At 65.3% G+C, this 24,597-nt stretch carries 26 protein-coding genes; 8 read left to right on the forward strand and 18 right to left on the reverse strand.

Annotated features, from left to right (window positions below):
• Window positions 1-276: 276 nt before the first annotated feature.
• Together BBTA_RS21720 and BBTA_RS21725 are read left to right on the forward strand one after the other, a co-directional pair.
• The gene (locus tag BBTA_RS21720) at window positions 277-969 is read left to right on the forward strand and encodes a hypothetical protein (RefSeq protein WP_012044658.1); all 693 of its coding nucleotides are present in this window, start codon (window positions 277-279) and stop codon (window positions 967-969) included.
• A 104-nt stretch (window positions 970-1,073) separates the two neighbouring features.
• Window positions 1,074-1,928, forward strand: coding sequence for a hypothetical protein (locus BBTA_RS21725; RefSeq protein WP_012044659.1), 855 nt, complete (start codon window positions 1,074-1,076; stop codon window positions 1,926-1,928).
• Between the two features lie 108 nt (window positions 1,929-2,036).
• Here BBTA_RS21725 and BBTA_RS21730 read toward each other — a convergent pair whose 3' ends face one another.
• The 13 genes from BBTA_RS21730 to BBTA_RS21790 form a co-directional block, all read right to left on the reverse strand.
• Window positions 2,037-4,157: a sodium-translocating pyrophosphatase gene (locus tag BBTA_RS21730; protein WP_012044660.1), complete on the reverse strand. Its 2,121-nt coding sequence runs from the start codon at window positions 4,155-4,157 to the stop codon at window positions 2,037-2,039.
• Window positions 4,158-4,361: 204 nt separating this feature from the next.
• Window positions 4,362-5,354 carry a thiamine-phosphate kinase gene (gene thiL, locus BBTA_RS21735; protein WP_012044661.1) on the reverse strand — a complete coding sequence of 331 codons (993 nt, stop codon included), beginning with the start codon at window positions 5,352-5,354 and terminating at the stop codon, window positions 4,362-4,364.
• Window positions 5,355-5,612: 258 nt separating this feature from the next.
• On the reverse strand, window positions 5,613-6,122 hold the full coding sequence (nusB, locus tag BBTA_RS21740; protein WP_012044662.1) for a transcription antitermination factor NusB: 510 nt from the start codon (window positions 6,120-6,122) through the stop codon (window positions 5,613-5,615).
• 1 nt (window position 6,123) lies between these two features.
• Complete coding sequence (gene ribH / locus BBTA_RS21745) at window positions 6,124-6,615, reverse strand: 6,7-dimethyl-8-ribityllumazine synthase (RefSeq protein ID WP_012044663.1); 492 nt, start codon at window positions 6,613-6,615, stop codon at window positions 6,124-6,126.
• A gap of 180 nt (window positions 6,616-6,795) precedes the next feature.
• Window positions 6,796-7,404 (reverse strand): riboflavin synthase, encoded by a 609-nt coding sequence (locus BBTA_RS21750; RefSeq protein ID WP_012044664.1) that lies wholly within the window; start codon window positions 7,402-7,404, stop codon window positions 6,796-6,798.
• Window positions 7,404-8,555, reverse strand: a complete 1,152-nt coding sequence (gene ribD / locus BBTA_RS21755) for a bifunctional diaminohydroxyphosphoribosylaminopyrimidine deaminase/5-amino-6-(5-phosphoribosylamino)uracil reductase RibD (protein WP_012044665.1) — start codon at window positions 8,553-8,555, stop codon at window positions 7,404-7,406. Before ribD ends, BBTA_RS21750 begins: the two co-directional genes overlap by 1 nt.
• On the reverse strand, window positions 8,552-9,037 hold the full coding sequence (nrdR, locus tag BBTA_RS21760; RefSeq protein WP_006612773.1) for a transcriptional regulator NrdR: 486 nt from the start codon (window positions 9,035-9,037) through the stop codon (window positions 8,552-8,554). The genes ribD and nrdR overlap by 4 nt, the downstream gene beginning before the upstream one ends.
• Window positions 9,038-9,051: 14 nt before the next feature.
• Window positions 9,052-10,356, reverse strand: a complete 1,305-nt coding sequence (glyA, locus tag BBTA_RS21765) for a serine hydroxymethyltransferase (protein WP_012044666.1) — start codon at window positions 10,354-10,356, stop codon at window positions 9,052-9,054.
• A gap of 129 nt (window positions 10,357-10,485) precedes the next feature.
• Window positions 10,486-11,100, reverse strand: coding sequence for a hypothetical protein (locus BBTA_RS21770; RefSeq protein WP_244424074.1), 615 nt, complete (start codon window positions 11,098-11,100; stop codon window positions 10,486-10,488).
• 31 nt (window positions 11,101-11,131) lie between these two features.
• Window positions 11,132-11,353 carry a hypothetical protein gene (locus BBTA_RS21775; RefSeq protein ID WP_006612770.1) on the reverse strand — a complete coding sequence of 74 codons (222 nt, stop codon included), beginning with the start codon at window positions 11,351-11,353 and terminating at the stop codon, window positions 11,132-11,134.
• A gap of 18 nt (window positions 11,354-11,371) precedes the next feature.
• Window positions 11,372-11,596, reverse strand: a complete 225-nt coding sequence (locus BBTA_RS21780) for a hypothetical protein (protein WP_012044668.1) — start codon at window positions 11,594-11,596, stop codon at window positions 11,372-11,374.
• Window positions 11,597-11,801: 205 nt separating this feature from the next.
• Window positions 11,802-12,314, reverse strand: a complete 513-nt coding sequence (gene ldtR, locus BBTA_RS21785) for a transcriptional regulator LdtR (RefSeq protein WP_006612768.1) — start codon at window positions 12,312-12,314, stop codon at window positions 11,802-11,804.
• Between the two features lie 360 nt (window positions 12,315-12,674).
• Window positions 12,675-13,142, reverse strand: coding sequence for a DUF6163 family protein (locus BBTA_RS21790; RefSeq protein WP_041750811.1), 468 nt, complete (start codon window positions 13,140-13,142; stop codon window positions 12,675-12,677).
• Window positions 13,143-13,371: 229 nt separating this feature from the next.
• Between BBTA_RS21790 and hemB the strand changes: the two genes are divergently transcribed.
• From hemB to BBTA_RS21805, 3 genes are all read left to right on the forward strand, one after another.
• Entirely contained in the window at window positions 13,372-14,430 is a 1,059-nt protein-coding gene (gene hemB / locus BBTA_RS21795) for a porphobilinogen synthase (RefSeq protein ID WP_012044670.1), read from the forward strand.
• Window positions 14,431-14,555: 125 nt separating this feature from the next.
• On the forward strand, window positions 14,556-15,101 hold the full coding sequence (locus BBTA_RS21800) for an RDD family protein (protein ID WP_012044671.1): 546 nt from the start codon (window positions 14,556-14,558) through the stop codon (window positions 15,099-15,101).
• Between the two features lie 88 nt (window positions 15,102-15,189).
• Window positions 15,190-15,966: an arginyltransferase gene (locus BBTA_RS21805; protein WP_012044672.1), complete on the forward strand. Its 777-nt coding sequence runs from the start codon at window positions 15,190-15,192 to the stop codon at window positions 15,964-15,966.
• A gap of 73 nt (window positions 15,967-16,039) precedes the next feature.
• Here BBTA_RS21805 and BBTA_RS21810 read toward each other — a convergent pair whose 3' ends face one another.
• Complete coding sequence (locus tag BBTA_RS21810; RefSeq protein WP_041750812.1) at window positions 16,040-17,422, reverse strand: Nramp family divalent metal transporter; 1,383 nt, start codon at window positions 17,420-17,422, stop codon at window positions 16,040-16,042.
• A 309-nt stretch (window positions 17,423-17,731) separates the two neighbouring features.
• Between BBTA_RS21810 and BBTA_RS21815 the strand changes: the two genes are divergently transcribed.
• On the forward strand, window positions 17,732-18,958 hold the full coding sequence (locus BBTA_RS21815; RefSeq protein ID WP_012044674.1) for an MFS transporter: 1,227 nt from the start codon (window positions 17,732-17,734) through the stop codon (window positions 18,956-18,958).
• Between the two features lies 1 nt (window position 18,959).
• On the opposite strand, the gene BBTA_RS21820 is transcribed toward BBTA_RS21815, so the two are convergent.
• From BBTA_RS21820 to dmeF, 4 genes are all read right to left on the reverse strand, one after another.
• Window positions 18,960-19,394 (reverse strand): universal stress protein, encoded by a 435-nt coding sequence (locus tag BBTA_RS21820; RefSeq protein ID WP_012044675.1) that lies wholly within the window; start codon window positions 19,392-19,394, stop codon window positions 18,960-18,962.
• A gap of 62 nt (window positions 19,395-19,456) precedes the next feature.
• Complete coding sequence (locus BBTA_RS21825) at window positions 19,457-20,731, reverse strand: adenylate/guanylate cyclase domain-containing protein (protein WP_012044676.1); 1,275 nt, start codon at window positions 20,729-20,731, stop codon at window positions 19,457-19,459.
• 39 nt (window positions 20,732-20,770) lie between these two features.
• Window positions 20,771-21,175, reverse strand: a complete 405-nt coding sequence (gene arsC, locus BBTA_RS21830) for an arsenate reductase (glutaredoxin) (protein WP_012044677.1) — start codon at window positions 21,173-21,175, stop codon at window positions 20,771-20,773.
• Between the two features lie 36 nt (window positions 21,176-21,211).
• Window positions 21,212-22,168 carry a CDF family Co(II)/Ni(II) efflux transporter DmeF gene (gene dmeF, locus BBTA_RS21835; RefSeq protein WP_012044678.1) on the reverse strand — a complete coding sequence of 319 codons (957 nt, stop codon included), beginning with the start codon at window positions 22,166-22,168 and terminating at the stop codon, window positions 21,212-21,214.
• Window positions 22,169-22,378: 210 nt separating this feature from the next.
• Between dmeF and BBTA_RS21840 the strand changes: the two genes are divergently transcribed.
• Together BBTA_RS21840 and chrA are read left to right on the forward strand one after the other, a co-directional pair.
• Window positions 22,379-23,197: a sulfurtransferase/chromate resistance protein gene (locus BBTA_RS21840; RefSeq protein WP_012044679.1), complete on the forward strand. Its 819-nt coding sequence runs from the start codon at window positions 22,379-22,381 to the stop codon at window positions 23,195-23,197.
• The gene (gene chrA, locus BBTA_RS21845; RefSeq protein WP_012044680.1) at window positions 23,194-24,585 is read left to right on the forward strand and encodes a chromate efflux transporter; all 1,392 of its coding nucleotides are present in this window, start codon (window positions 23,194-23,196) and stop codon (window positions 24,583-24,585) included. Before BBTA_RS21840 ends, chrA begins: the two co-directional genes overlap by 4 nt.
• Window positions 24,586-24,597: the final 12 nt, after the last annotated feature.

Here is a 24,597-nt window from a genome sequence, read left to right on the forward strand (position 1 = left end):
CTGAATCGCACCTCGCGCGGCTAAGCGAAACGCAGGCCGCATGGGAGATTCCCCCATCCGGAGAATCAGGATGCGCTCGCAGGCGAAATGGGGCGCCACCCCGATGTGTCCGCCCCCTCATCGGATGATCCTCAATCACGGCCTGGAAGCCGATCTGAGGCTGCCGGCCAGCGGGGACGAACATGACCCGAGCGCCATCGCGATCGCAACGATGATGTCTTGTTGTCCCAGCACCTGCATTTGCGAGCTGATCGATAGAAACGATGGAGAATGCTCATGACCCTTATTAGCTACGCCACGCCTCGCGACCTGCGCATTCAGAAGGCCATTTCACGAGTCGCAACCGAGGTCGATGCCACCGGCACGCCCTACTCGCTCAAGCTCATCAACAATTCGGCGTCTCCGTGGGTGTTCTACGTCTATCAGCAGCTGCCCAACCAGCAATCGGCGAACGTGTTTTCGCTGGCCTGGTTCGCCAGCCCCTACCAGATCGTCCCCGGCGCCAACATCACCTTCCAGTGGAGCATCGACTACACCTTCGTCTGGGGCCAGACCGGCACGATCCAGCCCGGCGTGACCTTCTCGGCGGGCCAGACCATAGATGCCGATCCGGCATCGGCCAACACCACCACGTTTTCGACCTCGCCTGGACCGAACCTCTCGCAAGCCGTGGCCGGGCCGCCGCAAGGCTCGCTGGTCATCAGTGACGCCGCCAACGTGCCCAACAACTCCTTCTCTGTCGGCATCGGCATGGGCAGCGCCGGCACCTTCGTGACCATGGCCGGCCCCAACCTCACCCACACATTCACTCCGACGCCGACCTACTGGATCGCCGCCGGCACCAATGTCCAGGTCGGAACGATCCTCGACATCACGACGGTGACGCAGAACCTCCAGGTCAAGTTCCCGGTGAATGTCTACGCCGTCACCTGCACGCTCAACAGCAGCAACCAGTGGACCCAGCAATAGCCCGGTCAGCCCGATGCGGCGGAGGGATTATCGCACCCTCCGCCGTTTCGGCGGCCGGACTTGCCGGCGCCGAAGACATCGCTTCCGCAGCAGGAGGAATCTTCATGTCACCCCGTCCACTCACGCCGCAAGAACAGGCTCAGATGCTCCATGATTTTCCGAACGCCAACGTCGCGGCGATGACGGTGCTCGGTCCGGCCTCGAGCACGTATAATTGCCTTGCATGGACCCTGAACATTCTCAATGCCTGGGTCTGGCCGTGGTCCAACCCGAATGTCAGCCGCGCGCAGTTCGACGCTCTCTATCAGGCCCACCACTACACGATCGCCGGCGGTCCGGTCGGCGGCCCCGGCGACGTCGCCGCCTATGGGATTTCGGTCAATGACATGACCCACGGCGCGGTCGTCTATGGCGGGCAATGGACCAGCAAGCTCGGGGCCTGGCTGCTGGTCTCGCACACGCTTGCCGATCTCGCAGGCCCCGGCTCGCTATACGGCTATGTCAATCGCTACTATGATTATCCGCACGCAAGCGCAAAATCGGCGCAGGGCGCCGTCGCGCAGGAGAGGCCGATGCTGCTAGATCCTCTGACCGACGCCGAAGAAACGCGGCTGAACCAGAAGGTGAAGCGCGTGCCGCAGGATCTCGTCAGCGAGTTCGACACCCGTTACAAGGCCTGGCGTGCCACCTGGTATGACGAGAACAACGCGATGTTCTCGAGCCCACAGATGCGGACCCGGTCGAACGAGTTCATGAATCTGATCACGATGGGACCCGACATCGTGCCGCTGCTGATGAAGCAGCTGCGTGACCCGGACCAGTTCTTTGCTCTCCAGGCGCTGGAGGTCTTCCTCGACCCTGCCCTCGTGTACCGTCCCGATCTCGACCACCCGGACGTGCTGAAGGGCGAACAGGCCCGGGCGCGGACGACGTTGAAGCGCTGGCTGATCTCCTGCTAGGTCACTTCACGCGCGTATCGGCGAGCGGTGCTCGCCGTGACGTAACCCGCAACGAAAAATCCCGCAGGCCTGCGCCTGCGGGATTTGTCCGATCGACTGATGCCGCGCTTAATGCGCGAGGATCGCCAGCAGCAGCAGCGCCACGATGTTGGTGATCTTGATCATCGGGTTGACCGCGGGGCCCGCCGTGTCCTTGTAGGGATCGCCGACGGTGTCACCGGTGACGGCCGCCTTGTGCGCATCCGAGCCTTTGCCGCCGAAGTGGCCGTCCTCGATGTACTTCTTGGCGTTGTCCCAGGCGCCACCACCCGAGGTCATCGAGATCGCGACAAAGAGACCGGTGACGATGACGCCGAGCAGCATGGCGCCGACCGCCGAGAACGCCGCCGATTTGCCGGCCGCGCCGCCGCCCGCGATCGCATAGATCAGGAAGTAGACGACGATCGGCGACAGCACCGGCAGCAGCGAGGGGATGATCATCTCCTTGATCGCCGCCTTGGTCAGCAGGTCGACAGCCTTGCCGTAGTCCGGCTTGTCGGTGCCCTGCATGATTCCCGGCTTCTCGCGGAACTGCCGGCGCACCTCCTCGACGATCGCGCCGGCGGCACGGCCGACCGCGGTCATGCCCATGGCGCCGAACAGATAAGGCAGCAGGCCGCCGAACAAGAGGCCGACCACCACGTAGGGATTGTTCAGCGAGAAGTCCGGCTTGATCCCCGCGAAATAGGGATGGTGCGCGGAGTCGGCGATGAAGAACTGCAGGTCCTGGTTATAGGCCGCGAACAGCACCAGCGCTCCGAGACCGGCGGAGCCGATCGCGTAGCCCTTGGTGACGGCCTTGGTGGTGTTGCCGACGGCGTCGAGCGCGTCGGTGGACTTGCGCACCTCCTTCGGCAGTCCGGCCATCTCGGCGATGCCGCCGGCATTGTCGGTGACCGGGCCGAAGGCGTCGAGCGCGACGATCATGCCGGCCAGCGCCAGCATCGTCGTGGTCGCGATCGCAATACCGAACAGGCCGGCGAGGCTGTAGGTGACCAGGATGCCGGCGATGATCACGATCGCGGGCAGCGCGGTCGCCTCCATCGAGATCGCCAGGCCCTGGATCACGTTGGTGCCGTGACCGGTGACCGAGGCCGCCGCGATCGACTTGACCGGACGGAAGTCGGTTCCGGTGTAGTATTCGGTGATCCAGATGATCAGGCCGGTGACGACGAGGCCGACGACGCCGCAGATGAACAAGGCGGTGCCGGTATAGTCGACGCCGTCGAGCTTGCCGAAGCCGATCAGCCAGGCGATGGCGATGGCAAGGCCGGCGAGCGAGAGCACGCCGGTCGCGATCAGGCCCTTGTACAGCGCGCCCATGATCGACTGGCTGGCGCCGAGCTTGACGAAGAAGGTGCCGGCGATCGAGGTGATGATGCAGATGCCGCCGATGGCGAGCGGCAAAGTCATCATGTTGGCGAGCAGCGACGATTTGGCGAAGAAGATCGCCGCCAGCACCATGGTGGCCACGGCGGTCACCGCATAGGTCTCGAACAGGTCGGCCGCCATGCCGGCGCAGTCACCGACATTGTCGCCGACATTGTCGGCGATGGTTGCGGGGTTGCGCGGATCATCCTCGGGGATGCCGGCTTCGACCTTACCGACGAGGTCACCGCCGACGTCGGCGCCCTTGGTGAAGATGCCGCCGCCGAGACGGGCGAAGATCGAGATCAGCGAGGCGCCGAAGCCGAGCGCGACCAGCGCATCGATCACGGTCCGGCTGTCGGGCGCGAGCTTCATGAATCCGGTGAGGATGCCGAAGTAGATGGTGACACCGAGCAGCGCGAGGCCGGCCACCAGCAGGCCGGTGATCGCGCCGGCCTTGAAGGCGAGCTCGAGGCCGCCGGCGAGCGAGGTGATCGCCGCCTGCGCGGTGCGGACGTTGGCACGCACCGACACGTTCATGCCGATGAAGCCGGCCGCGCCGGAGAGGATCGCGCCGATCGCAAAGCCGATCGCGACAAGCATGCCGAGGAAATAGGCCAGGAGCACGAAGATCACGACGCCGACAATTCCGATCGTCGTATATTGGCGGCGGAGATAGGCCTGCGCGCCCTCACGCACGGCAGCCGCAATTTCCTGCATCCGCGCATTGCCGGCGTCGGCGCTGAGCACGGATTGTGTGGCCCAGATCGCATAGACGATCGACAGCGCTCCGCAGAGCACGATCACCCATAAAGCTGACATTTAGTTTCCTCGGCTCTTTGCTTTTTCTAACTACGACACGCCGCGGTTGTGCGACGCACGCCCCCTTGTCAGGCCGCCCCGGGCGGAGCCGCCTCGAACGTCCCAGACCTTGCCAAAATCGCCATCATGACGCAACGCCGCGACGCCTGAACCGCTCCAAATTCAGACGCTTCTTTGGTCGCAATGTGCGGTTGCGAATAGATGTCAGAAGTGGCTGTAGGACCGCTGTTTCAAGACGACCGGACGCCCCTGCTCATCCAGGAAGCGCGGCACGTCGGGTCCTTCGACGATGACCCCGATGTCGGTGACAGCCACGCCAGCCGCTCCGGCCGCAGCGCAAAAAGCGGCGCATCGCGCTGCGGGAACAGTGCAGACGATCTCATAATCGTCGCCGCCGGAGATCAGGCCTTCAAGCTGGTGATAGCCCGCCGTCACAAGCTTTGCCGCTGCTGATGAGATCGGCACCTGCGACAAAGCGATGTCGGCACTCACGCGCGACGCGGCGCAGAGCTTGGAAAGATCCCCCGCGAGGCCGTCGGAGACATCCATCGAGGCGGTCGCAAACTCCCTCACCGGCACAGCTAACAAGTGACGCGGCTGCGGCACGCGATAGCGGCCGATCAGCATATCCCGCGCGGCGGGATCGCCGGCCAGGGCGGCAGCCGCCGGCCCGCCCTTCGACACGGCAAGCCCGAGCATCGCGTCGCCGATCGTTCCCGTGACCCAGACCCGATCGCCGGGGCGGGCGCCGAAGCGGTGCACCATCCGCCCCTTGGGCACCCGGCCCCAAGCCGTGATCGAGATCATCACCGGACCAGGCGTCGACACCGTGTCGCCGCCCAGAAGCGGGCAGCCGAAGGCTGCGGCGTCCTCGCCGAGCCCGCGCGCGAAGGCACTGAGCCAGGCTTCGTCCTTCTGTCGCAGTGCTAGGGTTAGAACAAAGCCGGCCGGGACGGCGCCTTTGGCGGCAAGATCGGACAGGTTCACCCGCAACGCCTTGCGCGCGATGGTGTCGGGCGGATCATCGGGCAGATAATGGACGCCTTCGACGATGGCGTCGGTGTTGACGACCAGATCGTCACCATCGGCAGGAATGATGGCGGCGTCATCGACCAGGCCGAAGGCGCCAGGGTCGGTCGCCAGCGGCTTGAAGTAGCGCGCGATCAGGGAGTCTTCGCCGGAGGGCTGGTGGGTCATGCGCTCGTTCCCCACACTCCACTGTCATCGCCCGGCTTGCCGCCTTCGCTAAAGCTACGGCGCGCCCTTGTATCAGTCGCCGCGTCGAAGCCGGCAGGCGAAGACGGGACCCGGCGATCCAGCACGCCGCGGCCTCTCGGTACCCTTGCGACGCCTCTGGGATACTGGATCACCCGCTTTCGCGGGTGATGACGGTCGAATGAACAAACTGGGAGGGCTCCGGTCCGCAACGATCCTGGTGCGCCCCACCCCATCGCGCTACTTCGGCCCCATCTCGTCGGCGCGATACTGCCGCGCCAACTGCTCCAGCACGGCATTGACCATGCCGGTCTCGTCGCGCTCGACGAAGGCATGGGCGATGTCGACATATTCGGACACCACGACCTTCGCCGGCACGTCCTTGCGGCGCTCCAACTCGTAGGCGCCGGCGCGCAACACGGCGCGCAGGATGGCCTCGATCCGCTGCAGCGGCCAGCCGCGCTCCAGCGCAGTGTCGAGAACGGGATCGATCTTGGTCTGGTCGCGCACCACGCCGGAGACGATGTCGCGGAAGAAGGCCGCCTCGGCGGGCAGATACTGCTCGCCCTCGACCTCGCTGCCGAGCCAATGGCTCTCGAACTCGGCCAGCACGTCATTGATGCCAGCGCCGGCAATGTCCATCTGGTAGAGCGCCTGCACGGCGGCGAGTCGCGCCGCACCGCGGCGGTTGGCCTTGCGGTCGTTGGCTCTGACCGGGCCCCTGAACGGCTTGTTGCTGCTCTCGGCCATGTCAGCCTCGCGCCAGACGGCGTTTGATGCGCAGCACGGCGAGCGCGGCGCGGGCGGCATCGCCGCCCTTGTTCATCTCCGAGACCCGGGCGCGCGCCCAGGCCTGGTCTTCATTGTTGACCGTCAGGATGCCGTTGCCGAGCGGCAGGCCGCGCGCCACCGACAGGTCCATCAGCGCCCGCGAGGATTCCTGCGACACGATCTCGAAATGAATAGTGTCGCCGCGAATGACGCAGCCGAGCGCGATCGCCAGGTCATAGGGCTTGCCGTGCTGTGTGGCCGCATCGAGCGCGATCGCGATGGTCGCCGGGATTTCCAGCGAGCCGGTCACGGTCAGGACATCATAGCCCACGCCGGCCGCCTTCAGCTCGGCGGTGGCGCCTTCGAGCATTGCATCCTGGATGTCGTCGTAGAAGCGGGCCTCCACGATCAGCGCCCGGGCGCCGGTGATGTCGGTCTGGTCTTTGAGCGGCGCGCGCCGTGCGTCTGCCATGGTTCTGTTTCCATTGTCACAGGTGACTCACCCTGAGGAACGGCGCTTTCGCCGCGTCTCGAAGGGGAAGATGAAATCGGCCTCGCGGATCGGGGCGTGCTGCGCCGCCTCACCGTGAGGGCTGGCCTTGTAGGCGCGACAGCCGGCAAAGCCAAGACTGAAAGGCCCCTGGCGGGGACGTTACTTCATTTCAGTGAGGCGCGCGGCGTAGCGCGCCATCAGATCGACCTCGATATTGACGTCGCTGCCGGCGTGCCAGGACGACAGCGTGGTGACCGAGAGCGTATGCGGAATGATGAGGACCGAAAAGGTCAGATCGTCCACGGTGTTGACCGTGAGCGAGACGCCGTCGAGGGTGATCGAGCCCTTGGTCGCGATGAAGCGCGCCAGCTCACGCGTCGTCTTGAAAACGAACCGCGCCATGTCCGGCAGGTTCTCACGGCTGACGATGGTGGCGATGCCGTCGACATGGCCCGAGACGATGTGGCCGCCGAGCTCGTCGCCGATCTTCAGCGCCCGCTCCAGGTTCAGCCTGGTGCCGACGCGCCAGTGCCTGGCGGTGGTCAGCGCCAGCGTCTCGGCGGCGGCATCGACCTCAAACCAGGTCTTTCCATCTAATACGCCGGACTGCACAACTGTAAGGCAGACGCCATTGTTGGCGATCGACGCGCCATCGGCGATGGTCGCCTGATCATAGCTGCAGGCGATGCGCAGCCGGTGCAGCTTGCCTTCGGTCCGCGGCGTCAGGCTGACGATCTCGCCGATGTCGGTGACGATGCCGGTGAACATTACGCGCGCTCGTAAATCGTGAGGATGTCGGTATCGAGCGTTTCGCTAGCACGAACGCGATAGGCCGGCGACTGCGTGATTGCGGTCAGCGGCAATGCGTCCAGCGCAGCGATTCCGTCGGCGCCGATCTCGCCGGCCCCCCGCAGGAGCCAGATTTCATCGACCAGGCCGCTTTGCATGAAAGAAGATGCTACGCGGCTGCCGCCCTCGATCATCAAGCGGGTGATGCCTTTGTCGGCGAGCGCTTTCAGCACCGCCGGCGGCTCCAGCACCGATGGTTCAACCTGCGGCGGAACGCGGATCACCTGCGCGCCAGCAGCGCCGAGCTTGGTCGCCGCCGCGGGCTCCGCCACCGCGGAGGCGATCATCCAGAGCGGCGTGGTCCGCGCGCTCTGCACCAGGCGGCTGGTCATCGGAAGCCGCAGCATCGGATCGAGCACCACGCGCACCGGCGAGCGGGCCTCCATGCCCGGCAGCCGGCAGGTCAGCAGCGGATCGTCGGCAATCGCCGTGCGCACCCCGATCAGGATGGCATCGCTCTGGGCGCGCAACAGATGCACGCGCGTGCGGGCCGCCTCGCCGGTAATCGCGACCGGCTTATTGCCGGCGGCTGCGATCTTGTCGTCCGCGGAGACGGCCAACTTCAGGATCACGTGCGGCCGGCTGTCGCGGATGCGGCGGAAAAATCCGGCATGGTCGCGCTTGGCGTCCGCCGAGCACAGGCCGACTTCGACCTGGATGCCGGCGGCCCGGAGTCGCGCATGGCCCTGCCCCGAGACCTCCGGATTGGGATCCTCGATCGCCGACACGACGCGGCTGATGCCGGCCGCAATGACCGCGTCGGCGCAAGGCGGCGACTTGCCGAAATGCGAGCACGGCTCAAGCGAGACATAGAGTGTGGCGCCCTTGGTGGCCGCGCCGGCGCGCCGGAGCGCCTCCGGCTCGGCATGCGGCCGGCCTCCTGGCTGCGTCCAGCCGCGGCCGACGATGACGCCGTCCTTCACCACGACGGCGCCGACGGCCGGATTGGGCCAGGTTCGCCCCTGCCCGCGCCGGCCGAGCGCGAGCGCCAGCTGCATGAAGCGGCGGTCAGCGTCCTTCTGCGCCTTCAGCTTCTCGCCGACCTGATCGACCAGGACCCGGAAGATCATTTGCGAACCGGCGCCAGGCGCGGAGCTTCGTCCTCTGCGGAGAGCTCGCCGAGCACGGCCTCGAAATCCTTGGCCTCGCGGAAATTGCGATAGACCGAGGCGAAGCGGACATAGGCGACATCGTCGAGATCGCGCAGATGCTCCATCACGATCTCGCCGATCGCCTCCGAGGACACTTCCGATTCACCGCCGCTCTCGAGCTCGCGCACGATCGCCGACACCATCTTCTCGACCCGCTCCGGATCGACCGAGCGCTTGCGCAATGAGATCTGCACCGAGCGCATCAGCTTGTCGCGGTCGAACGGCACGCGGCGGCCGTTGCGCTTGATGACGGTGAGTTCGCGCAGCTGCACCCGCTCGAAGGTCGTGAAGCGGAAATTGCAGGTGACGCAGACCCGCCGCCGCCGGATCACCGAGGAATCCTCGGTGGGACGGGAGTCCTTCACCTGCGTATCGAGGCTGTTGCAGCTCGGGCAGCGCATCGTGGCGTCAAGCCTTACTGATAGATCGGGAACCGGTCGGTCAGCGCCTTCACCTTGGCCTTGACCGCGGCTTCCACCAGCGGCGCGCTGCCGTCCGGCGCCTGCGCGATCGCATTCAGAACCTCGGCGATCAGGCTGCCGACCTGCTGGAACTCGGCGACGCCGAAGCCGCGGGTGGTCGCGGCGGGGGTGCCGAGCCGCAGGCCCGAGGTGACGAACGGCTTCTCGGGGTCGAACGGGATGCCGTTCTTGTTGCAGGTGATGCCGGCGCGGACCAGCGCCTTCTCGGAGACGTTGCCCTTCAGCCCCTTCGGCCGGAGATCGACCAGCATCAAATGATTGTCGGTGCCGCCGGAGACGATGTCGAAGCCCTGCGCGCGCAGCGATTCCGCCAGCGCCTTCGCATTCTCGACGATGTTCTTCGCGTAAGTCTTGAACTCGGGCCGCAGCGCCTCGGCAAACGCCACCGCCTTGGCGGCGATGACATGCATCAGCGGGCCGCCCTGCAGGCCCGGGAAGATCGCCGAGTTCAGCTTCTTGGTGAACTGCTCGTCGTTCCACAGGATCAGGCCGCCGCGCGGGCCGCGCAGGGATTTGTGGGTGGTGGTGGTGACGATGTGAGCATGCGGCACCGGCGAGGCATGCGCGCCGCCGGCGACCAGGCCGGCGAAATGCGCCATGTCGACCAGCAGATAGGCGCCGACGTGGTCGGCGATCTCGCGGAAGCGCTTGAAGTCCCACGGGCGCGAATAGGCGCTGCCGCCGGCGATGATCAGCTTCGGCTTGACCTCCTCGGCCTGCTTCGCCACCGCATCCATGTCGATCAGATGGTCGTCGCGACGAACGGTGTAATGCGCGGCCTTGAACCACTTGCCGGACATGTTGACCGGCGAGCCGTGGGTCAGATGGCCGCCGGCGGCGAGGTCGAGGCCCATGAAGGTGTCGCCAGGCTGCAGCAGCGCCAGGAACACGGCCTGATTCATCTGGCTGCCGGAATTCGGCTGGACGTTGGCGAAATTGGCCCCGAACAGCTTCTTGGCGCGGTCGATCGCGAGGTTCTCGGCGACGTCGACCCATTCGCAACCGCCATAATAGCGCGCGCCCGGATACCCTTCGGCGTATTTGTTGGTCATCACCGAGCCCTGGGCCTCAAGGACCGCCCGGCTGACGATGTTTTCCGAGGCGATCAGCTCGATTTCGTGCCGTTGCCGACCGAGTTCACCCTTGATGGCGGCGGCGATCTCGGGATCGGCCTCGGCCAAAGTGGCGGAGAAGAAGGAATCGACTGACGAGGCGGGCTTGGCGCTGGAAGCGGTCATCGGCGGAATATCTCCACGTCCGCAAGACCTTAAGTGGCCTGCGGTCGGTTCAGTGAAGGCGGTCGGAAAGATCCCCTGCCCTTACCATACGGGCGGCGGCAGGCCAAGGGACAGGCCAGCCGTTGCGGGTCATCCTGGGTCATTATGCCAGATATGGTGGACGGGCGGCAGAGCAAGTCCGGTCCCACAGGCCCCGCCGCAGGAGTGCCAGCTTTCCGACATCTGCCACGTGTCCTTGGTCCGGAGATTGGTCGCCTTGTAGATTCGTCCCCGATCATCGCCGGGCGGGCATTTCTTCGGCTTCCAGACGGTGCAAAGACGCATACGATCGCCCAGTCTGGAGTGGACCACGCCGGCATTCCACTCCGCGTCGATCTGCTCCGCGCCGTCTTGTTCCTGAACGTAGGTCCCTTGATACATCAGGGGTTCACCATCCTCGTCGAGCTTTTCCCCCAACTTGAATGGGGTGGGAGACAAGGGCTTCTCGCCGCGATCAGTGATTTTCGTGATCCTCGTCTCAGCGCAGGCGCCAATCTTCTTCCCCAGCGCCTTCCACTCTTTCGTGAACTGCGGTGCCGCGACCGTTTCAGCTGTGCTCGTCGACCGGCTCGACTGTGCGCATACCAAAGCCAAAGTCACCGCCGTACCGACGGCGCGAGGCGCAAACGCATCGCTTCCCCTCGAAAACAAACAACCTGCATGAAACCGGATAGTCTCATACAGGTTGTCGATATCATGAGGCAAGCGCGCAGCGCGAGCAACCTTGCGATCTATCTCACAGTCCGGTGTAGCCCGCCTTCACCGGATCGACGCGCCCATCGAGTTGACGCAAGTAAGTCAGGCCGCACACCGTCAGGCGATGCGGGTCCCGCTCACCGGCTTCGAACAGAGTCTGGATGTAGGCGCTGACCTTCCGGCGCGCCTCCTCGCTGGCCGCAGCCGTGCGGTTCGCCAGCAGGTCATAAGTGTGCATGATGCGATCGATGGCGGCTTCCATATCATCCCCTCTTGATGGTCAGGCCGACTGGGCCATCTCGAACATCGAGATGGCCTTGTTCGCGAGCCTGAGCTTGTTGAACTCTCCGCGGTGAACCAGCTGAACGATGATGTCGACGAGCCGTTCGTCCGGCGCGATGGTGTCAGGCATCGCCCCCGACAGGCGCAGATAGTTGGCCGCGATCGCATAGGCGTCGCCGACCAGCTCCACGTTCATGATCTGCATTCCGTGATCGTGCAGCATGATGCGACCTCCGGCAGGGACAAGTCCGGACGGCGTGAATGGTTCCAGTTCGGAACGACTGTTTCTCGCAACAGCGAATGATCGGATCGCGCGCGCAAAGAAAAAGCGCCGGCCCGATCGGGCCGACGCGAAATCGAACTCAGATGATGATCAGCTCTCCGGTCTTTATCGTCGACGCCGGCTCAGCCGAAACGAGGTGAACGCCTCAGAGGCGATACAGGATCTGGTCGGTCCAGAACCGCTCGAGACGATGCAGCGACTTGTTGAGCGTGGAGAACTCCTCGCTCGAAATGCCGCCGACCTGCTCCACGGTCTTGACGTGCTTCTGATACAGCGCGTCGACGATGCGGCGGATCTCCTGCCCTTGCGGCGTCAGGCGGATGCGGACCGAGCGGCGATCAACGCGGGAGCGCTGGTGATCGAGGAAGCCAAGCTCGACCAGCTTCTTGAGATTGTAGGAGACGTTGGAGCCGAGATAATAGCCGCGCGTGCGCAACTCGCCCGCGGTCAGCTCCTTGTCGCCGATGTTGTACAGCAGAAGCGCCTGCACAGAGTTGATGTCGGAACGACCGCGCCGATCGAACTCGTCCTTGATGACGTCGAGCAGGCGGCGATGCAGCCGCTCCACCAGCGTCAGGGCTTCCAGATAGAGCGACTGCACGGTGCCGCCCTGGCCGGGCGCAGCAGTCTCCACGGCCGTCGCAACGGCTTTCATCATGACACTTCCCCTGTCGTCGTTTTTGTCGACTTATTCGACGAAACTTTTGTCCCGTCTGATAGAACGAACTTAAGGGGGGTGCTTTGAAGATCGCCTTAAATAAGAGCATAAAGAGAGAATGAATCGCGGAGAGTGAATCCTCTTTTAAGCCTGTAAATACAGCAGCTTTTGCAAGTATCCGTTGACGGTCGATGCGCGATGTTCGCGCTCTGTTTCACCCCCCTGTTGCATTCCAAAACAGGTGAGCTTGCCGCCGCTAAGGTCTGTGTAACAGCTGTGGCAAGCGATCTTAAGGTGTTCGAAACATTACTTGCATCGCGCTGAGAAGATTTACAACGTGCAACAAATTTACCGCACCACCTATGGTGGACGCTCGCGCGCAGCCATCCAGGCCAGCACCAGATAGGCGGCGAGCATGACCGCCTCGCCCGCGACCACCAGCAGGCTGCCGCCATAGATTCCCGGGAACATCAGCTCGATCACCGCCATGGACACGACCGTGGTGAGCCACACCACCGCGCCCCAGGGGGTGGCCAGCCACAGGCCGACGGCGGCGACGAGTTCGATGACCGCGAAATAGACCGTCGCCGCCTGCCAGGCCATGGCCTGGTTCTCGAACGCGTCGTCCTCGCCGCCGATGAACCCGGTCACCTGGGCCCAATGGTACAGCCCCTTGGCAATCGACAGCATGGCCATGACCCGCAGGAACAGCACGAGGCGGCGGGTCCAGATATTCTCGTCGCTGTCACGCCGCTCCGAGGACAGGGCCGCGACCGACATGGCGGCGTTGTCGCGGGCCAGATCTCTCGCCGAAGGGATCTCAGGCATAGCGGCTCGGCGGGATGGGGCGCGTCATCAAGGGGATCATAAGGGTTCTCAAGATCAGGAGAATGGCGATTCTGGGCCGGCTGGGACCGTGAAACCAACCGGGCGGCAAATCAACTGGGCAGCTTGCGTCAGGTCAAGTGACGGGGCGCGCGCAAGGTGATAGACATTGTTGGAATTACAACAAATCAAATCCTCCGGCTCGCCGGCCAGCTCAAGGAGCCAGCACCCCATGGCGATCAAATTCGGGCGCCCGATCGACCTGCGCGACGTCGCGCGCACCACCGCGACTCAGCCGGCGCTCGATCTGACCATTCGTCCCCGCCGCAACCGCAAGGCCGAGTGGGCGCGTCGGCTGGTGCGCGAGAACGTGCTCACGACCGACGACCTGATCTGGCCGCTGTTCGTCGTCCAGGGCGACCGGACCCGCAGCACAGTCGCCTCCATGCCGGGCGTGGAACGGCTGAGCGTCGACGAGATCGTGCGCGATGCGGAACGCGCTGCCAAGCTCGACATTCCCTGCATCGCGCTGTTCCCCTATACCGAGCCGTCGCTGCGCGACGAGCACGGCTCCGAAGCCTGCAACCCCGACAATCTGGTCTGCCAGGCGGTGCGCGCGATCAAGCAGGAATTCCCGGACATCGGCGTGCTGTGCGACGTCGCGCTCGACCCGTTTACCAGCCATGGCCATGATGGCCTGATCAAGGATGGCCGGATCCTGAACGACGAGACCGTCGCGGTGCTGGTGCGCCAGGCTTTGGTCCAGGCCGAAGCCGGCTGCGACATCATCGCGCCATCGGACATGATGGACGGCCGGGTGGGAGCCATCCGCCAGGCGCTCGACCAGGCCGGCTTCCTCGATGTGCAGATCATGGCCTATGCGGCCAAATATGCCTCCGCCTTCTACGGCCCGTTTCGCGATGCGATCGGCTCGGCCAAGACGCTGACCGGCGACAAGCGCACCTATCAGATGGACAGCGCCAACACCGACGAGGCGCTGCGCGAGGTCGAACTCGACATCGCCGAGGGCGCCGACATGGTGATGGTGAAGCCGGGCATGCCCTATCTCGACGTTGTCAGGCGCGTGAAGGACACGTTCAGCATGCCGACCTTCGCCTACCAGGTGTCGGGCGAATACGCGATGATCGCGGCGGCGGCGAATAATGGCTGGATCGACGGTGACCGGGCGATGATGGAGAGCCTTCTCGCGTTCAAGCGCGCCGGGGCCGATGGCGTGCTCACTTATTTCGCACCGCAAGCGGCCGAGCGGCTTCGCCAGCAGCATCGCTGACCAACGCGTCTCGCGCGCCACGACGCGAAAACGCCAGAAATTCGCCGCAGAGTGTCCAAGGATCGCCTCTTGCAAGCGCCGCCGGGGTTCCCATGTCCTCGTTGCCAATTTGGGAGGATGCATCCATGGCGTATACGGACCCCGGCAGAGGTGGCTGGTCCAGCGGCGGCGCCGAGATTCGCCCGCACGCCTATGATCCCTATCAACAGCCGGAGCTGTTTCGCGGCGTGCTGACGCGGCGCATGATCGCGTTCCTGATCGACCTGCTGGTGCTCGCGGTCCCGGTGATCCTGGCCGTGATCTTCATCGCGGTGTTCGGCCTGGTCACGCTCGGTCTCGGCTGGGCACTGTTCTGGCTGGTGTCGCCGGCCTCGGTGATCTGGGCGATCGTCTATTACGGCGCCACCATCGGCGGTCCGAACTCGGCGACGATCGGCATGCGGATCATGGATCTGGAGTTGCGGACCTGGTACGGCGCGCCCGGCTACTTTGTGCTCGGTGCGGTGCACGCGGTGTGCTTCTGGATCTCGGTGTCCGTGCTCTCGCCTTTCGTGCTGCTTGTCGGACTGTTCAACGGACGCCGGCGACTGCTCCACGATTTCGTGCTCGGAACCGTGGTGATCAACACCTCGGTGCGGGCGCAGCTCGCTCAACCCGCCCGCACCTGGTGAGAGCTGACGTGGCGCATCAAAAGCGATTGACCGGCCGCCTTCGGAGCGCAATTCTGTTCACGATCGCCTCGGAGGCTCGCGACGTTCCTTGACCCAGCATTCGCGTGACACCCCGCAATTCTATCTCACCGCGCCGTCGCCCTGCCCGTATTTGCCCGGGCGACAGGAGCGCAAGGTGTTCACGCATCTGGTCGGTGACAAGGCGACCGATCTCAACGACCTTTTGACCCATGGCGGTTTCCGCCGCAGCCAGTCGATCGCCTATCGGCCGGCTTGCGACCAGTGCCGGGCCTGCGTATCGGTCCGCGTGATTGCCAATGAATTCCGCCCTTCGCGCAATTTCCGCAAGGTGCTCGCGCGCAATTCGGATCTGGTCGGCGAGCAGCGCAGCGCCGTGCCGACCTCGGAACAATATTCGATCTTCCGCAGCTATCTCGATCAACGCCATCGCCATGGCGGCATGGCCGACATGACGGTGCTCGACTACGCCATGATGGTCGAGGACAGCCATGTCGAGACGCGAATCATCGAGTACCGCCGCCGCAATCTGAGCAACGGCCCGAACGCCAGGGGTGGTGAGTTGATCGCGGTCGCCCTGACCGACGTGCTCAGCGACGGGCTGTCGATGGTCTATTCCTTCTTCGACCCATCCGAGACCACGCGCTCGCTCGGCACCTTCATGATCCTCGACCACATCGCGCGCGCCCGGCGCCAGGGGCTGCCTTACGTCTATCTCGGCTACTGGATCGAGGGCTCGAAGAAGATGGACTACAAGAGCCGCTATCTGCCGCAGCAGCGGCTGGCGGCGGCCGGTTGGCTGCGCGTGGATGACGAGGGCCACACGGCGCCGGAGCCGCAGGAGTGAGAGGGCGAGTAGCGAATAGGGAGTAGCGCACTTCGAATCGCCCTCTTCGCTACTCCCTATTCGCCATTCGCCCCTATCCCGTCGCCAGATCCCACACCAGCTTGGCATTCAGCCCGATGATGGCTATCGCGATCACGGTTGCGATCGCCGTGAGCCAGCGCGGCGCGACGAACGGTCCCATCTTGGCGCGGCTCGCCGTGATCAGGACCAGCGGCACAACGGCGAACGGCAGTTGCAGGCTGAGCACGACCTGACTGAGGATCAACAGCTGCCCCGTCGCCTTCTCGCCGGCCCAGATCGTCACCACCACGGCCGGCACGATCGCGATCATGCGCGTGATCAGCCGGCGCAGCCATGGTGCAATGCGCCAATGCAGAAAGCCTTCCATCACGATCTGCCCGGAGAGGGTCGCGGTGATCGTCGAATTCAGACCGCAGCACAACAGCGCGATCGCGAACAGGGTCGGAGCCAGCGTCGAGCCCAGCAGCGGTGCCAGGAAGGAATGCGCCTGATCGAGCTCGGCCACGTCATGCTGGCCCGTGCGGTGGAACGTCGCCGCGGCAAGGATGAGGATCGAGGCGTTGATGGTCAGCGCCAGGCACAACGCGATCGTGGAGTCGATCGTCGACAGCGTGATCGCCTCGCGCTTCTCCTTGAGACTGTCGCCATAGCCGCGGGTCTGGACCAGACCGGAATGCAGGTAGAGATTATGCGGCATCACCGTCGCACCGAGAATGCCCAGCGCCAGATAGAGCATCTCCGGATTGGCGAGCAGCTGCCCGCTCGGAACGAAACCCTTGATCACTTGCGCCCAGTCCGGCTGCGCCATGGCGATCTGGATCGCAAAGCACAGCGCGATGATGCCGAGCAGCGCGACCACGAAGGCCTCGATCCAACGGAAGCCGAAGGCCTGCAGCGCCAGGATCAGAAAGACGTCGAGCGCCGTGACGCAGACGCCGATCGACAGTGGCAGTCCGAACAGCAGGCTGAGACCGATCGCCGTACCGATCACTTCGGCAAGGTCGGTCGCCGTGATCGCGATTTCCGCCGACAGCCACAGCGGCACGGATACCCAGCGCGGCGTGGAGTCGCGGCAGGCCTGGGCAAGGTCCCGGCCGGTGCCGACGCCAAGCCGCGTGCACAGCGATTGCAGCACGATCGCCATGATGTTGGACAGCAGCGCGACCGAGAGCAGCACGTAGCCGAACTTGGACCCGCCGGCGAGCGAAGTGGCCCAGTTGCCCGGATCCATGTAGCCGACCGCGACCAGATAGCCCGGGCCGAGAAAGGCGACCAGTTTGCGCCAGAGCGACCCCTTGGCGCTGGTGCGCACTGAGGCGAACATGTTCCCCAGCGAGGGGTCGCCCCGCTCGCCGCGCCAGCCGCCTCGGGCATGGCCGTCGCTCGTCGAGGCCATGGCGTGCACAGGAGAGAGGTCTGACGGTTTTGCGTCCATGGCATTATCCTGAACGAAACCGACGTTTAATGCAACTTATTTGCAAGAGCAGACATTTCCGGGGCAGTTCGGCAACGGGGACCGGAGATACCTCGATACCATGATGCTGCCGATCGATCATGGCCGCTCCGCCGGTTGATGTCGGCGCAGCCGTTCGCACCTCCCCCGGCGCATTGCGACGAGGCCGTTGCCGCGATGGCAGTCGGGCGGCCGCTTGGGACGACTGCTGCGGCGCGGTCGGAAACCGGGTGGGCGCGCTGATTTCCCAAGTCGATGATGGCCAGGCAACATCACGTCAGGTTCCTTGTCATGCATCGCACGCCCGCCCTTCCCACAGGCTTTCATCGCCTCGCCTGGTCCAACCTCGTCGCGCAATCGGCCGAGCAGATCGCGCTCGCCGCCGCGCCGATCGTTGCGGTGCTTGCGCTCGGCGTTGGTGAGGGCGAGACAGGCCTGCTGCAGATGGCGCTGACCGCGCCCTTCGTGCTGTTCGCCATTCCGGCTGGCCTGCTCGCCGACCGCATGCCGCGACGGCTGCTGATGGCCTCGGCAGAGGCGCTGCGCGCGCTCGCTCTGCTCACGATCGTCCTGGCGTTTGCCAGCGGCATGCTGACGCTGCCGCTGCTGGCTGCGCTCGGCTTCACGGCGGTGTGCGGCACGGTCGTGTTCAGCGTGGCGGCGCCGGCCTTGGTGCCAAGCCTGGTGGCTCCGGCCCATCTCGCCACTGCGAATGCCAGGATCGAGCTCGCCCGCACCGTCGCCTTCGCCGCCGGGCCCGCGCTCGGCGGCATGCTGGTCGGCTGGATCGGCGGAGTTCCCGCCTTCGGCTGCGCCGCGGTATTGTCGCTGATCGCGGCGCTGTGCCTCGCCGGCCTCGGCGAGCCCGTTCGCGCGCCAGCGCCCCGCCGCCATCCGCTCGCCGACCTCAGCGAGGGCGCGGCCTTCGTGTTGCGTCATCCGCTGCTGCGACCGGTGTTCGTGACCCAGTTCATCTTCAATACCGCGCATTTCCTGCTGCTGGCCGTGTTCGTGCCCTATGCGGTGCATCGGCTCGGCCTGGCGGCCGGCGGCATCGGCACAGTGCTGTCGATGTTCGGCGTCGGCATGGTGTGCGGCGCGCTGCTGGCAACGCGCGTCCTGCGGCTTCTCCCGTTCGGCACTGTGATCGGGCTCGGCCCCGTCACCGGCTTCGCCGCGGCGCTGGTGATGGCGCTGACCACGATCGTCCCCTCCCCTTTGCTGGCGGCGCTCAGCTTCTTCCTGCTCGGCGCGGGGCCGATCCTCTGGGTGATCTCGACCACCACGCTGCGGCAGTCGGTGACGCCGGCGGGATTGCTCGGGCGCGTCTCCGCCATCAACATCCTGAGCTACGGCGCCCGTCCGCTGGGCTCGCTGCTCGGGGCGATCATTGGCGGCCGCTACGGCGCCGACGCTTGCCTCTACGTCGCCGCCGCGATCTTCGGCCTGCAGGCCCTGGTCATCCTGACCTCGCCGGCGATCGCGATCCCGCAGCAGCCCGCCCCACAGCCGGCCTAATCTAGCGGTAGACCAGGATCGGCACGGTCGAATGCGTCAGCACCTTCAAGGTCTCGCTGCCGAGAATCGCCGAGACGCCGCGCAGGCCATGCGAGGCCATCAGCACCAGGTCGCAATCCTCATTGCGCGCCGCGTCAACGATCGCCTCATAGGGCTTGTCATGCTCGACGCAGAGCGTGGAACAGGCGACGCCGGCCTGCTCCGCATCCTCTTTTACATGGTCGAGATATTTCGCGGTCTGATCCGCGACCAGCGACTTGTATTGCGCCAGCGCCTTGGTGGCGGCGTGCGGATCGACCACCAGCGAATGCAGCGGCGTCGACACCACCAGCGCGGTGATCTTGGCGCCAGTGGCCTTCGCGAGCGCGACGCCGTGCTTGATCGCGGCCTTGGACAGATCGGAACCGTCGGTCGGAAGCAAGATATGCGTGTACATGAGCGTCATCTCCCCGGCTTCCGATGCTGGGCAGACTCGAGGCTGGCGGGCATTGACGTGGGTCAAGGGTGCGACAACTCGTCCGCCAGGTAGTTCTCATAGGCCTTGGTCGCGGGCCTGCTCGCCGCGATCTCCGGATCGAGCGTGAACAGGTCCTGCGCGCGGCCGATGCCCCGCAGCGCATAGCGACCGGTCGACACCAGGTAGCGGCGCCCCTCAGGATCAAGCCCCTCGCAGAACTCCGACGAGGCCAATAGCTCGCGATCGACGGAGCGGCACATCGAGGCGATGCGGCTGACCTCGTTGACGGCGGGCCCGACAACGGTGAAGTCGAGCCGGTCCTCGCTGCCGATATTGCCATAGAACACTTCGCCGACATGCAGGCCGACATAGGCCGAGGTGACGGGCCGTCCTTCGCCCGTGCGACGGGCATTGAGCCTGGCGATATTGAGCCGGAATCGATGCTCGGCGCGCAGCGCGGCCTGGCGGGCTGCGCTCATGTCGCCGCCGGCAAAGATCGCCAGCACGCCGTCACCGATCAACTTCAGCACGTCGCCGCCGGTTTCATAGATCGCGTCGATCGACGCCTCGGCGTAGTCGTTGAGCAGCGGAATGATCTCGTCGGGAGCGATGCTCTCGGAGATCGCGGTCGAGCCGCGCAGGTCGGAGAACCAGAGCACCGCATTGATGCGCTCGGTGACACCGCGGGAGATGCGGCCGCGCAGCACCTGCTCCGAGGCGTCGCGGCCGAGATAGACCCGTCCCAAGGTGCGCACGATGTCGACCTGCTGGGCGGACTTGATGGTCAGCGCAAGCAACGGAATCAGGTCGCGGAGCGCGGCCAGCTGCAGCTCGGTGAAGCCGCCGTCACGCCGGGTCAGCCAATAGGAATAGAAGCAGTCCATCTGGCCCAGCGTGCCGGCCTCGCCGAACCGGTGCACGAAGGCCAGGAAGTGCCGATGCCCCTTGGCCGACAGATCATGGATCATGTTGAAGTCGAGATGCGCACAATCGGTCAGATCGATGCTGAGCTCGTCATGTCCCTTCTCCAGCATGTGGTGGAACACCGAGCGCCGCCAATTCTGCGCCGCCTCGCCGTCATTGCTGGAGCCATATTCGAAACTGTCGGACTCGTTGGTGGCGATCTCGTTCCAGCGAAAGCCGCGTCCTTCGAAGATCGGATGCAATGTGTCGATGAAGGCGAGGCCGCGCGACAGATCGAGCCCGGCAGCGCGGCAGCGTTCGCAGAAGCCGCGCAGAATATCGTTCTCGGCGACGCCGGTGAGGCTCTGGGCGACGAGCCAGTTGATCAGATCGAGGCGGGCCGCGATATCCATGCTTTCAACTCACCGCGCGTTCAACGTGCAAGCGCCTGATCAGGCAGGCCAGGTCACCCGCTCGCCATCCTCCTTGGTGAACGACGTGACCGGATGATCGAGCAGGTCGAGAACGAGTTCCGAAGGACGGCACAGACGCGCGCCCTTGCCGGTCACCACGATCGGCCGGTTGATCAGGATCGGATGCGCCAGCATCGCCTCGATCAGCTGATCGTCGGTCCATTTGGGATCGCCGAGCCCGAGCGCGGCATAGGGCGTGCCCTTCTCGCGCAACACGTCACGCACCTTCACTCCCATGGCATTGATGAGCGCAATCAGTTGCTCCCAACTCGGGGGCGTCTTGAGATATTCGATCACCTCTGGCTCCTCGCCGGACGCGCGGATCATCGCCAGCGTGTTGCGCGACGTGCCACAGGCGGGATTATGATAGATCGTCACAGGCATCGGGGCAGTCCATCCATGTATTGCAAGGGGCTGTTATCAGACATGCAGGCCGTGCTCCACCTCGACGGTGACGTGGCTCAGCCCATGCAGATCCGTCAGGCGCTTTTTGTATATCGCCGGCGCCAGAGGGGTCTTAGAAACGATCGAAACGACCACCGCGCGGTGACCGGGCCCGACCTGCCAAAGGTGCAGATCGGTGACACGGTCGCCGCCCGCCTCCAGCCGAGCCCGGATCGTGGCCTCGAGCCTGCGATCGGCATTGACGTCCAGCAGTACTGCGCCGGCATCGCGGATCAGTCCATACGCCCAGCTGGCGATGACGGCGCTGCCGACGACGCCGACGGCGGCATCCGCCCAGGCCCAGCCCAGATACATGCCGATCAGCAGGGCCGCGATGGCCAGCAGTGAAGTCGCCGCATCCGCCAGCACGTGGAGATAGGCGGCGCGCAGATTGTTGTCGTGGTGATGGTGGTGATGCTCGCGGTCGCCGTGGTCATGATGATGTTCGGCGTGATGGTGATGACCGTGATGATGCGGGTGCGAATCGGCCAGCAGCCAGGCGCTGAGGAGATTGATGAGGAGACCCAGGATCGCGACGGCGATCGCCTCGCCATAGGCGATCGGCTCCGGGCGCAACAGCCGGATCACGCTCTCATAGGCGACCTGGAGCGCGATGATCAGCAGAATGATCGCGCTCGAAAAGGCGGCCAGTTCGCCGAACTTGCCGGTCCCGAAGCTGAACGACGAATTGCGCGCGTGCCGGCGGGCAAAGAGATAGGCCAGCCCGGCGATCCCGAGCGCCGCCGCATGCGTGCCCATGTGCCAGCCGTCGGCGAGCAGCGCCATCGATCCGAACAGCGAGCCGGCAGCGATCTCGCCGGCCATCATCACCAGGGTCAGGCCGACCACGAACCAGGTGCGGCGCTCGTTGCGCTCGTGCTGGGCGCCCAGGAAGACGTGATCATGCGCCCAATGATCGGCTTGTGAGGGCATCGCCCGTTCTCCTCGTTTCACCCGCATCGCTCTCGGCGCGACCCGAGTGGCGCGGCAGCGACGTTACCATAGAGCCGGACGACTGCGCCGCACCGCGATTGACAGCGCAATTCGGTTCCGCTGTAATGCCCGACATGGGGACCTCGCGATCTCCCCACGAGGCGACATGCCCAAGTATCGCGTCCCGTCATTTTGACACGAGGACGCAACATGTCATCCTTCGCATCGATTTCTCCCGACAAGCTCAGCCGTCTGATCGGAACCCCGCAGGCACCGATCTTGATCGACGTTCGCACCGACGAGGATTTCGCCGCCGATCCGCGGCTCATTCCCGGCGCGATCCGGCGCCCCGCGGTGGAGGCGCCGCAGTGGAGCGCGGCGTTCGCCGGCCGCTCGGTCATTGTCATCTGCCAGCGGGGTGCCAAGCTTTCGCACGGTGCTGCGGCCTGGCTGCGCGTGGCCAAGGCCTCGGCCGAAAACCTGGACGGCGGCTTCGAGGCGTGGAAGGCTGCGGGCCTGCCGCTGGTCCCCGTCGCCAAGCTGCCGCCGCGGGACGGCGAAGGACGAACCGTCTGGGTCACCCGCGCCCGGCCGAAGATCGACCGCATCGCCTGCCCCTGGCTGATCCGCCGCTTCGTCGATCCGCAGGCGGTGTTTCTCTTCGTCGCTCCGTCCGAAGTCATGGCGGTCGGCGAGCGTTTCAAGGCTGCGCCGTTCGACGTCGAGAGCACGTTCTGGAGCCACCGCGGCGAATTCTGTACCTTCGATGTCATGATCGAGGAATTCGGGCTGACGACGCCGGCCCTGCAGCGGCTGGCCAGGATCGTGCGCGCGGCAGATACGGCGCGGCTCGATCTCAGCGCGGAGGCGCCGGGGCTGCTCGCCGCCTCGCTCGGCCTGTCCCGCATCTACGACGACGACCTTGCGCAACTCGACGCTGGCCTTGGGCTCTATGATGCGTTTTATCGCTGGTGCCGCGACGCAACCGGCGAATCGCACAACTGGCCGACCAGCAAGGTGAAGCCATGACCGAACTGGTCTCATCAACTGCCTCCACCAAGGTTGACGCCGGTCACGGCGTCAGCTTTGCCGAGGCGTTCCGGGTCTGGCTGCGCGTGGCGCTGCTGTCGTTCGGCGGCCCGGCGGGCCAGATCGCGATGATGCACCGGATCATCGTCGACGAAAAGCGCTGGGTGTCGGAGAGCCGGTTCCTGCACGCGCTGAACTATTGCATGCTGCTGCCTGGCCCCGAGGCGCAGCAGCTGGCGACCTATATCGGCTGGCTGATGCACCGGACCGCCGGTGGCTTGATGGCCGGCGGCCTGTTCATCCTGCCCGGCATCATCGCCATCATGGCCTTGAGCTGGATCTACGTTGCGTTCGGCCATGTCTGGTTCGTCGAGGCATTGTTCTTCGGGCTGAAGGCCGCGGTGCTCGCGATCGTGATCCAGGCGGTGGTGCGGGTCGGCAGCCGCGCGCTGCGCAACAACCTCATGATCGGCCTCGCCGCCGCCGCGTTCATCGCGATCTTCTTTTTTGCCGTCCCGTTTCCGCTGATCATCATCGCCGCCGGGGTGATCGGCTATCTCGGCGCCCGCGCCGGACGCCCCGAATTCGCCGCCGCGGGCCATGGATCCGGCGACAATGGCGACCGCGACAGCGCGCTCGGCGAGCTGCTGCCGGAGCATGCCAAGCCGAATCCGCGACGCACGGTCGTCACGGCCCTGGTCTGGCTTGCGCTCTGGCTGACCCCCGTGATCGCACTGGTCGCGATGCTGGGCACCGAGAGCACCTTCAGCCAGATCGCGCTGTTCTTCAGCAAGATGGCGATGGTGACGTTCGGCGGTGCCTATGCGGTGCTCGCCTATGTCGGGCAGCAGGCGGTCGAGCACTATCATTGGCTTGCCCCTGCCGAGATGCTGGACGGGCTCGGCATGGCCGAGACCACGCCGGGCCCGCTGATCATGGTGCTGCAATTCGTCGGCTTCATCGCCGCTGCGCGCGATCCCGGATCGCTCTCACCGCTGATCGCCGGCACGCTCGGCGGCCTGCTCGCGACCTGGGTGACGTTCACGCCATGCTTCCTGTGGATCTTCGTCGGGGCGCCGTACATCGAGCGTCTGCGCGGCAACAAGGGCCTCGCGGGCGCGCTGGGCGCGATCACCGCGGCAGTGGTCGGCGTGATCCTCAATCTGTCGATCTGGTTCGCGCTGCATACGCTGTTCCGCCAGACTGTCCCGGTCACCGGCTTCGGCCTCGACTTCGACGCGCCGGTGCTGGCAAGCGTCGACGGCGCGGCGCTGCTGCTCTCGCTCGCCGCGGCGGTCGCCATCCTCCGCTTCAAGCTCGGCATGATGACGGTGCTTGGAGCGGCTTGCGCCGCCGGCGTGCTGCTGAGGCTGGCGGGATGGAGCTGAGGCATCGCCGGC

It is taken from the genome of Bradyrhizobium sp. BTAi1, assembly GCF_000015165.1.
Classification (GTDB): domain Bacteria; phylum Pseudomonadota; class Alphaproteobacteria; order Rhizobiales; family Xanthobacteraceae; genus Bradyrhizobium; species Bradyrhizobium denitrificans.